Genomic DNA, 13,048 nt, shown 5'->3' on the forward strand with positions numbered 1-13,048 from the left:
AAGAGACCGACCCCTAACATCAGATGAAATGGGATTGGTTATCGAGTTGCTTCCCCTGCACCTTCGAGACGACGTAGTTTCTGAAAGGAAAGTTGATGACAAAAACGTCTTCAGTTCACAGCCGCATCTTTCGCGCAGCAGCGGTCCTTGCATCTGGTGCGCTCGTGGCCACCGGGCTTGGCGCGTGTTCCGGCGCTGCGTCACCTGACGGCACTCGTGACGTCAGTAGCGGAGAGGCCACGGTCGATTTCTGGGGCTGGGTCCCCGGGCTAGAGGATTTGGTGGACGAGTGGAACTCACAAAACCCCGACATCCAGGTCTCATTCCACCGCATGACCGGTGACGACGGCGCAAAAGTCGAAGCGGCTGTTGATGCCGGTGCCGGCCCCGACCTCGTGCAGCTGAGTACTCATAATCTTCCCGACTATGTCATTGCGGGCCGGGTGCAGCCGATCGGCGAGTACGTCGAGGGTGACAAATCGAACTACACGCCAGCATCGTGGGCCGCTGTTTCTTTCGACGGCGAGGTGTATGGAGTCCCCCAAGGCATCGGGCCGGCAGGAACAATGTACCGCGAAGACATCTTTGCTCAATACGGCATCGATTTCCCCACAAACTGGGACGAATATCTCGACGCTGCGCGTGAACTTCACGCCGCTAACCCTGACGTCTACATCGCTAACATGTCTCCGACTGAATTTGGGCAGTGGGTGCAGGAAGTCTCGCAAGCCGAGGGCACCTGGTACGACATCGAGGGTGACTCGTGGTCGGTAAGTATGAACGGCGAGCAGTCTCAGCTCGTCGCCGAACGCTGGCAAACACTGCTTGACGAGGGTCTGGTCACAACCGAGCAAATGTGGACCCCCGAGTACTGGGCTCTGGTCAACGATGGCAAGATCGCTTCGATCTCTTATGCGGCCTGGTTCCCAAGCTTGCTGGCGCAGAATGCGGAGTCGACGTCTGGCCTATGGCGAGTTGCCCCCATGCCCGTTAATGCGGGCACCAGCTTCCAGGGTGACTCCGGTGGAGCCGCTGTTGTTGTCTTGACGGGCGCACAAAACCCGGCAGCCGCTGCCGAATTTGCGAGTTGGCTCAATGGATCTGACGAGACCCAAGAAGCACTCATCACTGTTGGAGGCTTGTTCCCGTCGACTATCAACGGGCTGGAGTCGCCGGCGCTACTCGAAGCGCAGCCATTCTATGGCGACCAGGTCATCAACGAAGTCTTCATTGACGCCGCAAAGAACACTCCGGATACCTGGGTGGAAGGGCCGAACTTTGGTACCGCGACTACGGCACTAACGGATGAGTTCTCCGAGGTCGTTACGGGAGCGCAAACATTCGCTCAGGCACTCGACAACGCTCAAGCCGCAGTGGTAGCAGACCTCGAAGCGCGCGGTCTGAACGTTAGCGAATGACAGAGGCTATGAGTTCTCCCGCTGTGCTTGCAGCCTCCCGGCGCCGCTTCCGCGGTGCCGGGAGGCCTTGGGTCCCCTACGCATTTGTCGCACCGTTCGTCATCCTCTTTCTGACGTTTCTGGTAGCGCCGATCGTTGTCGCTCTCATTAATGCGCTCTTCTCGCAGAAGTCCAGCGGACTGGGATTCGGCGGGACTGAGACTCTCTTTGTCGGCTTCGACAATTTTGCGCGCGCCTTCAGTGACACAGACTTCCTCGTCAGCTTCGGGAGGGTAGCCCTGTTCGGCATCGTGCAAGTGCCCGTCATGATGTTGTTTGCGTTGACTCTGGCGATGCTCTTTGACACCGCGTTTGTTCGTGCAGGCAAGTTCTTTCAGTTCGCAGTATTTCTGCCTTACGCGGTTCCCGGCGTCATTGCCGCGCTGCTCTGGGGGTTTCTCTATCAACCATCTGTTAGCCCGCTGATTCAGGGCTTGACTGCGATCGGCATCGATATCAACCTTCTGGCGCCGGGAACCGTGCTGTGGTCAATCGCAAACATTAGCGTCTGGTCATATACAGGCATCAACATGATCATTCTCTTCGCCGCTCTGCAGTCGGTGCCTCGCGAGATGTACGAGGCAGCAAAGCTTGATGGCGCGAACGATATGAGGATCTCTGTCAGCATAAAGCTGCCAATGATTGCACCCGCTGTCTTGCTCACGACGCTCTCATCGATTATCGGTACTCTCCAGCTTTTCAACGAGCCCAAGGTGCTCCAGACCGTCAGCTCCAACATTTCGAGTGACTACACCCCCACCATGGCGATTTACGCGGCATCGACTCTCGGCAAGGACGCGAACCTCGCGTCAGCAATGGCCGTCATTCTCGGACTGGCGACGCTCATCGTGTCGATCATCGTGCTGCGCGTCAGCAACAGAACGACGAGGACAGCTACCGATGGCATCTAACACCCTCAACACGGAGGCCATCGTTACGACATCAGAGCGCGGCGCAGTTAGGCCTAGCCGCGCACCGCAGCGCCGAGGTTCGTCGATGACAACGATCGCAGGCGAACGCGTGAGCAAGGCGTGGGTGTTCGTCATCACCTGCGCCATGGTTATCGCAGCGCTGTATTTCCTTATCCCCGTCGCATGGCTCGTGATTGCCTCTACGAAGTCAACGGGCCAGCTCTTTTCTACCCCCGGATTTGCGTTCGCTGATTTTCATCTGTTCGACAACCTCATTGAATTGAGCACGTACGATAACGGCATCTTCTGGCGATGGAGTCTGAACTCGATCATTTACTCAATCGTGGGTTCGGCCCTCACCACGCTCGTGTGCGCGGCAACCGGGTACGCGCTTGCTCTGTACCGATTCAGGGGACGCAATGTGCTGCTGGCAGTCGTCCTCGCGAGCCTTCTCGTCCCTGGCACCGTTATCGCGCAACCTACCTACGTGCTTCTGGTGAGCATGGGGCTCAACAACACGTATGCGGGGTTGCTGCTGCCGGCTCTCGTCTATCCGTTCGGAGTGCTGTTGTGCTTCATATACGCTCAGTCTTCGGTTCCGAACGAATTAGTTGAGGCCGCGCGCCTTGATGGCGCCGGAGAGTTCCGTATATTCCTTTCTATCGGGCTTCGCCTCATGATGACGGGAATGGTAACGGTGCTGCTGTTCGCATTTCTTAGCAGCTGGAACAACTACATTCTCCCGCTACTTGTCCTCACCGATCAGGAGCTCATGCCGGTAACAGTCGGACTCACCGGGTGGGGCCAATCGGCTGTCACGATCCCAGGGCTCCAAACTCTGACGGTTGTCGGCTCGCTCGTTTCTGTTATCCCGATAGCGATAGTCTTCGTCGCTCTTCAACGCTTCTGGCGCTCCGGCTTGACTGCGGGAGGAATCCGCGGATGAGTATGGTTGAATGAGTTCGCTAATCTATCGCGGCGCCGCTCGCGACTGGACAGAGCGGCTGCCGCTCGGCGACGGATCGTTCGGCGCTATGTGTCAAGGCGCGACTCCTCATGCTCGCTTCGCGCTGAATCACGACACGGTTTGGTCAGGTGAATGGCCGCAGGCGAGTGCCGGCCCAGACGAGGCGGAAGCGCGGGATGCGTTGGCGCTGGCACGGGACTACCTCTCGAATGGCCGCATACAGGCAGCAGAGCAGCAGCTACGCCGGCTGCAGTCTGGACACTCTCAGGCGTATTTGCCCTTCGCTGAGCTTGAAATACGCCGTGACGGTCGGTCGACATTGCTGCCCGAACGCACCTTAGATCTCGTCGACGGCGTGCACGAAGTGAGTGACGCTGGAGTTTGTGAGACGACCTTCGTCTATCAGGGGGTCCTGGTCCATCGCGTTCGCGGTGCTCGCGTGACGGGCCTGAACCTCACTACGCAACTCTGGGTCATCGGCAACGCTCATACGAGCGACGAACGTCATTTGTTGGTGCGTCTTCCGGTAGATGTAGCGCCGCGGCACGAACCAGCGTCTCCGCCCGCGCGTTGGGGTGACGGTACCGAGCGTGTGGTCGAGGGCGCCGTCGTTGCGCGAATTCTTCCCGCCGACGCGACCGGGCAGACAGTTCTCGTGGCGGGGGCAACTACCTTTGATCGCATCGGTCATGCGCCTGTCGGCTCGGCATCCGATGCGCTTCGTCGAGCTCGCACGCTCATCGATGCCGCAGCCCAGCAAGGACCGGATGGTCTCGAACGTGCCCATCGAGATTCGCATCGCGCGGTCATGCAACGCGTGCAACTCGTCACGTCGCTCGAGCGGGAGCGAGACGTGAGATCGACAGACGAGCGAGTAAGGCTCGCGGCGGAGAGCGGAGATCCGTTGGCCGCCGATCCCGCGCTCGCCGCGCTTCTCTTCGACTATGGCCGGTACCTCTTGTGGTCTTCGTCTCGGCCCGGGTCTTTACCGGCAACGTTGCAAGGTATCTGGAATGAGAACATGCAGCCGCCGTGGAGTTCGAACTATACGGTCAACATCAACACGGAGATGAACTACTGGGGTGCCTACGTCGCAGCACTTCCAGAGACCGCCATGCCTTTCGCCGACTTAGTCGTCGCGCTGTCGGAGCGTGGAACCGAAACCGCTCGCAGACTATACGGGGCGCCAGGTTGGGTTTGCCACCACAACACCGATGCGTGGGCATTTACCGAGATCGCTGGCGCAGGAAACGGCGACGCATGTTGGGCCTTTTGGCCCATGGGCGGGCCGTGGCTGATCCAGCAGCTGTGGGAAGCTGTTGACTTCGGTGCGGCATCGACCTCAGATGTCGAGGCATGGTGGCCAGCTATTCGCGGCGCGACGGAGTTTGGACTTGCTTGGCTGCGGCGCGACGAGAACGGTGAGTGGGTCACGAGTCCTGCTACGTCTCCTGAAAACACCTACAGACGCCCCAGCGGCGGAGTTGCTGGTGTGGATGTAACGTCAGCTCTCGATCTGCAGCTGCTGCGGACCCTTTTCCGAATCACCGCGGCAGCTGCAGATCGCCTCGGCATCGGAAACGACCCCGTCGTAGCCACGGCCCGGGCGCGTGCAGCGGAGCTGCCTGAGACGCCGCGCGTCGGAAGTGACGGTCTGCCCATTGAATGGGCCAATGAATACAGGGCCGACGATATCCACCACCGCCACGTCAGCCCTCTGTTTTGGCAATATCCGGGAGGAGGGGTCGGAACAGATGCTGATCGTGATGCTGCGCGAGCCCTTTTGCTGAGTCGCGGCGATGGCTCCGCAGGTTGGTCTGTTGTATGGAAGGCGGTGCTGTGGGCGCGACTTCATCGCGCAGATAAAGTCACCGACATCCTGCGCCATCTCTTTCGCCCGAGCCATGAGATGGACGGGCCTTACGGGGGAGGCCTCTGCTCAAACCTGCTGGCAAGCCACCCGCCTTTTCAGATCGATGGCAATCTCGGGTACATTGCAGCACTCGCTGAAACACTGGTGCAGAGTCATGACGGCATCGAACTGCTCCCGGCGTTACCGCCCGCTCTCTCGGACGGCGAAGCTCGCGGTCTTATTGCGCGTCCTGGCATTGTGGTGTCGATGCGATGGCGTGGCGGCCAGCTTGTCGAGGCCTCGCTGCGCTCGCTCGGTGAAACCCGAACGGTACGAGTGAAGTGGGGCACGTTCGAACTCACGTGCACGATCGAACGGCGGAACGCTATCACGCTTCTTCCGCGCGACTTCATAAGCGCAGCGCCGAATCAATAACGTCGCGATACGATACCCCACATGGCAGTCACTGACGAAGCAATCCTCCGTATCAAGGAGATGATTGTGGCGAGCGAGCTCACAGCAGGCTCGAAATTGCCGCCCGAGAAAGAACTTGCCGAACGGCTGGGTTTGTCTCGATCGTCATTGCGAGAAGCGGTCAAAGCGCTCGCGGTGATTCGGGTGCTCGATGTTCGTCAGGGTGACGGTACTTATGTCACAAGCCTAGAACCCCGGCTTCTCCTCGAAGCGATGTCTTTCGTTGTCGATCTGCACGAGAATGATTCAGTTTTGGAGCTATTCGCCGTCCGCCGGATTCTTGAGCCCGCGGCATCGCGACTCGCTGCTCGGCACGCCACGCCACAGATGATCGAATCACTGCGAGTGCTTGTCGGAACGATCGATGATGTCGATGATGTCGAGACTCTCGTCCAGCACGATTTGGGATTCCATCGTGGCATCGCCGATGCGACCGGCAACAGGTACCTCGCGAGTCTCATCGAGTCACTTTCAAGTCAGACTGCTCGCGCCCGTATTTGGAGGGGCATTACAGAGCAAAACGCTGTCGAACGCACACTTCACGAACACTCAGCGATCCTCGGTGCAATCGCAGCGGGGGATGAGCAGCTTGCCGAAGCGCTCACGCTCGTGCATGTGAGTGGCGTTGAGGAATGGCTTAAAAGTGCAATTTGATCAAGCTTCGAGCGCCGCCTCAGCGTGTTCGACGCGTTTCTGAATGAGCGCGCCGCAGGGCGTTCTTGCCGCCGAAATCTGACACGAAGTTCGGTCGCTGATTTGTGAAAGCCGCCGAAGTGATCGAACTTTCGCATTCTCCGCTGAGTCACGCTCGACACCGTTTCTGTCCCGGTCGACGCAGGGTGCGGCTCGCGGATCTTGTGCGGCGCGACCCCTTATCGCCTTGCGATGGTAATCACCAGCCCTCGTCGCTCACGCGCGGAGCGCGTAGCGTTAGGGAATGGCACGCGACGAGCTTCGGCCGGAAGACCTGTACACCGGACCCATCGACCTGCCCGGAGTGGCGGCCCTTGAGGACGACGAAACTGATCCCGAAAAGATCGAGATCACCTACGACGAGCAGCGCTATCCGGCCCGGCCAGGTCGGCTGCGGCCGCGAGATCACTTCCGCGGCGGGAGCGTACGTCGTGTCGCAACTGACCCTCGAAGCGCGGTCGGTACCAATCCCTCGTACGTCGAATGGCTCGTCAGACAGTCGATGCTGAAAGATGCGGATGTCTTGGCGCGGCAAGTATCGGGGCAGCCCTCGATGTGGCGGAATCCTTACGCGCGTCCCGACGCTCGTCGCGCGATTGCGACGAGCGACGTGTGGTTCACGGCGTATCCGATCTCTCTCCTGACCCGCCCGGGACAATCATTCCTGGCAGCCCTCGGCGATGAAGCGTTGTGGTCGGCGTTCGAGCGCGTCGGTATTACCGCGATCCACACCGGACCGGTCAAGCGTGCCGGAGGAATCGCTGACTGGCGCTACACCCCGAGCGTCGACGGACACTTTGATCGCATCAGCACACAAATCGATCCGGCTTTCGGCACCGAAGACGAATTCCGTGCGCTCTGCGATGTCGCAGAAACACACGGCGGCAGCGTCATTGACGACATCGTGCCCGGCCACACCGGCAAGGGCGCCGATTTCAGGCTCGCCGAGATGGGGTTCAAGGACTACCCGGGGATTTATCACATGGTGCAGATCCCGGAGGAAGATTGGTCGCTACTCCCTGACGTTCCCGACGGCGTCGACAGCATCAACCTCGACCCGGACACCGAGCATGAGCTCGCCGAGCGCGGGTACATCATCGGCGCGCTGCAGCGAGTCATCTTCTACACGCCGGGCGTTAAGGAGACGAACTGGAGTGCGACGGCACCGGCCACCGGTCCCGACGGCATCACGCGTCGGTGGGTTTACCTCCACTACTTCAAGCAGGGGCAGCCCTCGATCAATTGGCTGGACCCGACTTTCGCGGGCATGCGTCTCGTGATCGGTGACGCCTTGCACTCGCTCGGTGAACTCGGCACGAGCGCGCTGCGCCTCGACGCGAACGGCTTTCTCGGTGTGGAGAAGAGCGCGGGGGGTCTCCCTGCCTGGTCTGAGGGGCATCCGCTCTCTCACGCCGCGAACCACATCATTGCGGGAATGGTGCGTAAGGTCGGCGGCTTCACGTTCCAGGAACTCAACCTCACGATCGAGGACATTCGCGACACCGGAGCGGTTGGCGCTGACCTCTCGTATGACTTTGTGGGTCGGCCGGGCTATCACCACGCCCTCGCCACGGGCCAGACCGAGTTTCTGCGGCTTGCGCTCAGGGCGTCGCTCGAGCTCGGCGTCGAACCGGTGCAGCTCGTGCACGGTCTTCAGAACCACGACGAGCTCACGTACGAGCTCGTACACTGGGCGACGCGACACGATGACGATCAGTACCGCTTCCGTGGGCGCGAAATATCGGGTGGACAGCTTGCCGAAGAAGTTCGCGCCGACCTCACCGACAGTCTCACGGGTACCGCCGACTACAACCGTGTGTTCACGCAGAACGGCATTGCCTGCACCACCACGTCGCTGATCGCGGCAACGCGGGGTGTGGCGCAGCTGGACGAGATTACGGATGCCGACATCCCGGCGATCCGTGACGCGCACCTGCTGCTCTGCGCCTACAACGCGTGGCAGCCCGGGGTGTTTGCGCTCTCTGGCTGGGATCTCACGGGCATGTTGACAGTTCCGGCCGACGAGGTAGCGGACCTGTTGTCGGCGGGCGACACCCGATGGATTGAGCGTGGGGCGCACGACCTGCTTGATGTCGATCCGACTGCCACACGCTCCGCGGCTGGTATGCCGCGCGGGCGCGCACTTTACGGTCCGCTGCCAGCGCAGCTCGACGATCCGTCATCTTTCGCCTCCGGGCTCGCTGGCATTCTCGACATTCGGCGCGAATATGGCATCGCGACCGCGTCACAGATCGATATTCCCGAGGTCGCGCATCCGGGAATGCTCGTGCTCGTGCACCGTCTCGACAACGGCGAAGCGAATGACGACGCACAAATCCAGGTTACTGTGCTGAATTTCTCGGCCGAAGAGATCGAGGGCACAGTTCGGTCGGAGGAACTCACGCCGCAAACCGAGGCGATCGACGCCACCACGGGTGAGACAGTCGGCCACGTCGACGACCTTCAGAGCTTCGCCGTTTCACTCCCCGCGTACGGCGCGATGTTCTTGCTGCTCGACTCGGCAGACACCGCCGATTAAGTCAGGCAAGCGCCGCATCGATGCCCGCCAGCGGGACTGGCAGCCATTCGGGGCGGTTGCGCGCTTCGTAGATCGACTCGTACACAGCTTTGTCGAGCACGAGTGCTCGCAGTATGAGCGGGTCGAGATCGACGGAAACGGCGGCACTGGAATAGCCATCGAGGAAGGCCGCGCGGCAGGTAGCTGCCCAGCCCAAGCCGTCGCTGCTTCCGCCGACAGCGCCCGCGTAGTCGAACGAGCGCAGCATCCCGGCGACATCACGAGTAGTGAGGTCGGGGATTGCTCGCTCTTCCATAGGGCGGAGGGGCTCGCCCTCGAAGTCGACGATGCGCCATCCGCCGTGAGGCACAGCGAGCACCTGCCCGAGGTGCAGGTCACCATGGATGCGCTGCAACCGCGGCCACGGACGCTCGAGCGCAGCCTGATAGACGGCGTCGATCACGTCGATTCGATCAGCGACGGCAGGAACTTCGGACGCGGCGATCGCGAGCCGACGCCGCCATGCGGTCCCGGTTGCCGTTACGTCGGTGGGGCCGGCGTCAATCGTCTCTAGCGTCGTGGCGAGAGCCCCATGCACCCCTGCCACGGCGACACCGAGGTCGTGTGCGGCTTCGGTGAAGTCTCGTCCGTCGCGTGCGGCGTCAAGCGCGACTGCCCATCCGTCTTGCACGCCGGGGAGGAATTCCTGTGCGAAACCCAGCGTGCCGTGCGCGACACCGGAGGAGCGTCCGACATCCGGCCACTCGGTGTCGACGCTCGCATAAAAGCGAGGGACGTACGGTGACCCGGCTGCGCTGAGCGCGCGCTGCACGGTGACGTCGGGGTTTTCGCCGTGGTGGAGACTGCGGAAGATCTTGAGGATGATCGTCGGCTCTCCATCCTCATCGAACACGATCGAGGTATTGGATTGCTCGGCATTGAGCACTCGCGAGCCAGTGACGCGGCTAACGTCGACGCCCATCTCCGCCAGCATGCCGATCGCGAAGGCTGGGCTCCGAGTTGCATCGATCAGATGAACGTCGTCACCGATCGACACATCGGCATTGCCAGCAGATTCCACGCGCGCAAGCGGCACGTTATAGAGCGCCGGCAGCGACCCTGCGTCATCCATGAGGAGGTATCGAGTGGCCGCAGGCGCGGATTGTTCCGCGAGAATGCGGAACCGAGGTTCGTGGCTTTTCCCGGCGTACCACCGCTGCTGCGCCACCCAGGGGCTGAGATCTTCCAATAACCGCATACTCCACCTTGGCTTAGCGCCATCACATGGCGAAAGGGGGTGGACGATGCGGGAGAAGCGTAGTACCGGACTGCGTGTGCCCGCCCGCTACTCTGGGGCTGATGATCAGCGAACCCGATCCTTTGTCTGCCGATGATGCCCGCATCCTGGCGATGGAATCGGACGTGCTCACCGGACACACACTAAAGCTCATCATCATCGAGCCGGGGGTACCTCTTGACCTCGATGCCATGCGTGCTGCGGTCGTCGCTCGGCTGGCTGACCAACCTCGGGCACGTCAGAGGGTTGAGTCCGCTGACGGGCAGCCGAGGTGGGTTTTATCGGAGGGGTTTGACATCGCCAACCACGTGCGCCGTCGCGTTGGCGCGGAAGGCGCGACAACGGAGGGGCTCTGGCGCACGGTCGGCGCTCTGGTGTCGGAACACCTCGATCGCGCCCATCCGCTCTGGACGCTCGATCTGATCGGGCCTCTCGCAGACGGCCGAGAGGCGATCGCCGCGAGGATGCATCACGCGATGGTAGACGGCATCGCCGGGATGAGGTTCCTGGAGGCCGTCCTTCTCGACGCTGTGCTGCTCGAAGCGGGCGGCGCATCGATGCATGCCGTGGGCCGGCGAGAGAGTGAGCAGCCGTTATCGTGCTCCCAGGAGTGGCGCCGCATGCCAGCAGCCGTGCTGCGTGAACTCGGTCGCCCAGGGCCCGCGTCCCCCTTCAACCGGCCGGTCACGAGTGCACGCGAGCTTGCATTTGTTGCCGTACAGCTAAAAGAGCTGAAGGCGATCGGCGCATCTCGGCCGGAGCGGGCGACGGTGAATGATGTGCTTCTCGCTGTCGTCGCAGGCGGGTTGAGTGAATGGCTTGGCGCACATGCCGCGCACAGCCTGCGTGCTCAGGTGCCCGTGAGCTTGCACCACCGTGACGAATCCGCGACTGATCTCGGAAATCGCGACTCATTCCTCAACGTCGACCTACCGCTGACGATATCTGATCCCTTGCGCCGTCTCGATCGGATCAGCGCGCAGACACGCACTGAGAAGCTGCATGACGATCCCGCGCTGATGTACGACCTGTTCCATGCCCTCGGGCGCTGGAGCTGGGCGACGGCTGCGGCTCACCGTATTGCCGACAGCTCCCGAGAGTTCAGCGTTGCCATCTCCAACGTTCCCGGGCCGCGTGCGCGTGTGTCGGTTGCCGGACGGCAGGTAGAGGATATCTTCACCTCCTCCGAACCTGCGACTGGCCATGCGCTGCGCATCTCCGCAATCTCGTGCGCCGGCGAGATGGGCATCGGGTTCTGCGTCGACCCGAATGTTCTTCCTCGTGTCGCGGCGCTCGCCGAGGCGACCGCTGCCGCCTATCGAGGGCTCCAGGCAGCGGTACGGGGGCACGCTTCCTGAGGGTCGATGGCTTGTCTTTGCGTGCACATGATCACCGCTCGCTGAGTTCCTTTTCGAGAGAATGTGCCCGATTTTGGTCCCAGAGTTGACGACGATCTCGATGCCCGTGAAGCGTTTCGCGCTGCGGTATTGACTTCGCGCTTCGAAGGGGTAACATCATCAGCGTGAAGCGCTTCACGCAAGCTTCATCCTGACCCTGTTTCAAGGAGGAAACGTGTTCACAGCACAACGCGCTCGTACCGCAACCACTCTCGCTCTTTTATCCGCCGGAACCCTCGCTCTGTCCGCATGTGGGGCCAGTGATGGCGAATCCGGCGGAGCGGGAGGAAGATTCACCTACCTCGGCCAGACCCAAAACACAACCATCTCCGGCACGCTGGAAGCGCTTGCGGGTGACCAGTGTGCGGATGCCGACGCCGCAGCTCCTCTGACTCCTGATGCAATCGACGGCACGACGTGGGACCAACAGCTTCAGCTTCTTGCGGGACAGGGAGCCCTGTCGAACATGAGCATGGCCGCTGGTACTCCGTCACTGATGGAGCAATTCATTGAGGCTGGTCAGGTCGTCAATCTCAGCGACAAGCTCAGTGAGCTCGGTGTCGACTCCAGTGTTCTGCCTGCCGCAGAATCGACGATCAAGGCGTTGTATGATTCCGAAGACCTGTGGTCGCTCCCGACCGAATTCAACATCGAAGGATTTTGGTACAACAAGCAATTGCTTGACGACAACGATGTCGACGTGCCCACTACGTGGGGCGAGCTTGCGGATGCCGCAGCAACCCTGCAGGCAGCTGACGTACAGCCTTTCGTCGCGGCAGGTCAGGACGGATGGCCGATCACGCGCCTCGTCGGCGATTACATCTTGCGGGATCTAGGTCCGGACGCACTGAAGAAAGTGGCCGATGGTAAAGCATCGCTCACGGACCCAGAGTATGTCGTGGCAGCGGATGCGGTGGCTGAATTCGGTTCAGCCGGGTACTTCGGTCCCGCCGCCGGCTCGATCGACTACAACACCTCGATGAACCAGTTCCTTACCGGGAGTGGGGCGTTCTTTTATATGGGTAGCTGGGCGTTAGGAAACTTTAACGACGCAGAGCAGAACAAGATTGGCCTCGACAACATCGGATTTGCTCCGTTCCCAGAGGTCGAAGGCGGTGCGGGCAGCATCGACCAGATTCCCGCGAACGTGGGAATTCCGGTGATGTTTACGACTGAGAACTATGACGAGACCACGGATGCCTGGGTCGAGTGCGTTGTCGAGAACTATGGCGACACTGCGTTGAACGATTTCGGTCAGGTAACCGGTTTCGTCGTCGACAATCCCCCGGCAGATCAGCCCGCCTTGACAACACTCGTGCAAGAGGTGATTGCCGATGCGCCTAGCAGCATTCTGTGGTTCGAAGCGGCTTTCTCTCCCGAGGGAACAAGCGTGAGCCAAAGTAACGGTGGCGGCCTCGCTACCGGCTCTCTTTCAGGCCAAGAGTTCATGGAGCTCGTGCAAGCCGCCAACGAAGGCTGATT

The 13,048-nt window shown here is 61.0% G+C and carries 9 protein-coding genes; 8 read left to right on the plus strand and 1 reads right to left on the minus strand.

What is annotated here, in order from left to right; genetic code table 11:
- Positions 1 to 95 precede the first annotated feature (95 nt).
- From FHS06_RS03855 to treS, 6 genes are all read left to right on the plus strand, one after another.
- Positions 96 to 1,418 carry an ABC transporter substrate-binding protein gene (locus FHS06_RS03855; protein ID WP_167045666.1) on the plus strand — a complete coding sequence of 441 codons (1,323 nt, stop codon included), beginning with the start codon at positions 96 to 98 and terminating at the stop codon, positions 1,416 to 1,418.
- 8 nt (positions 1,419 to 1,426) lie between these two features.
- Positions 1,427 to 2,368 carry a carbohydrate ABC transporter permease gene (locus FHS06_RS03860; RefSeq protein ID WP_208387876.1) on the plus strand — a complete coding sequence of 314 codons (942 nt, stop codon included), beginning with the start codon at positions 1,427 to 1,429 and terminating at the stop codon, positions 2,366 to 2,368.
- 85 nt (positions 2,369 to 2,453) lie between these two features.
- A complete protein-coding gene (locus FHS06_RS03865; RefSeq protein ID WP_208387877.1) occupies positions 2,454 to 3,314 on the plus strand; it encodes a carbohydrate ABC transporter permease in 861 nt (286 codons plus the stop codon).
- A gap of 10 nt (positions 3,315 to 3,324) precedes the next feature.
- Positions 3,325 to 5,622: a glycosyl hydrolase family 95 catalytic domain-containing protein gene (locus FHS06_RS03870; RefSeq protein ID WP_167045675.1), complete on the plus strand. Its 2,298-nt coding sequence runs from the start codon at positions 3,325 to 3,327 to the stop codon at positions 5,620 to 5,622.
- 21 nt (positions 5,623 to 5,643) lie between these two features.
- Entirely contained in the window at positions 5,644 to 6,315 is a 672-nt protein-coding gene (locus FHS06_RS03875) for a FadR/GntR family transcriptional regulator (protein WP_167045678.1), read from the plus strand.
- A 283-nt stretch (positions 6,316 to 6,598) separates the two neighbouring features.
- Positions 6,599 to 8,893 (plus strand): maltose alpha-D-glucosyltransferase, encoded by a 2,295-nt coding sequence (gene treS, locus FHS06_RS03880; protein WP_167045681.1) that lies wholly within the window; start codon positions 6,599 to 6,601, stop codon positions 8,891 to 8,893.
- Between the two features lies 1 nt (position 8,894).
- On the opposite strand, the gene FHS06_RS03885 is transcribed toward treS, so the two are convergent.
- Positions 8,895 to 10,130 carry a phosphotransferase gene (locus FHS06_RS03885; RefSeq protein ID WP_167045684.1) on the minus strand — a complete coding sequence of 412 codons (1,236 nt, stop codon included), beginning with the start codon at positions 10,128 to 10,130 and terminating at the stop codon, positions 8,895 to 8,897.
- 101 nt (positions 10,131 to 10,231) lie between these two features.
- Here FHS06_RS03885 and FHS06_RS03890 point away from each other — a divergent pair, with 101 nt between their 5' ends.
- Together FHS06_RS03890 and FHS06_RS03895 are read left to right on the plus strand one after the other, a co-directional pair.
- Positions 10,232 to 11,527, plus strand: coding sequence for a wax ester/triacylglycerol synthase domain-containing protein (locus tag FHS06_RS03890; RefSeq protein ID WP_208387878.1), 1,296 nt, complete (start codon positions 10,232 to 10,234; stop codon positions 11,525 to 11,527).
- 214 nt (positions 11,528 to 11,741) lie between these two features.
- Positions 11,742 to 13,046, plus strand: a complete 1,305-nt coding sequence (locus tag FHS06_RS03895; RefSeq protein ID WP_167045687.1) for an ABC transporter substrate-binding protein — start codon at positions 11,742 to 11,744, stop codon at positions 13,044 to 13,046.
- The last annotated feature ends 2 nt before the right edge of the window (positions 13,047 to 13,048 follow it).

Origin of the sequence: Microbacterium halimionae (genome assembly GCF_011761265.1) — a bacterium.
In the GTDB taxonomy this organism is placed as follows: domain Bacteria; phylum Actinomycetota; class Actinomycetes; order Actinomycetales; family Microbacteriaceae; genus Microbacterium; species Microbacterium halimionae.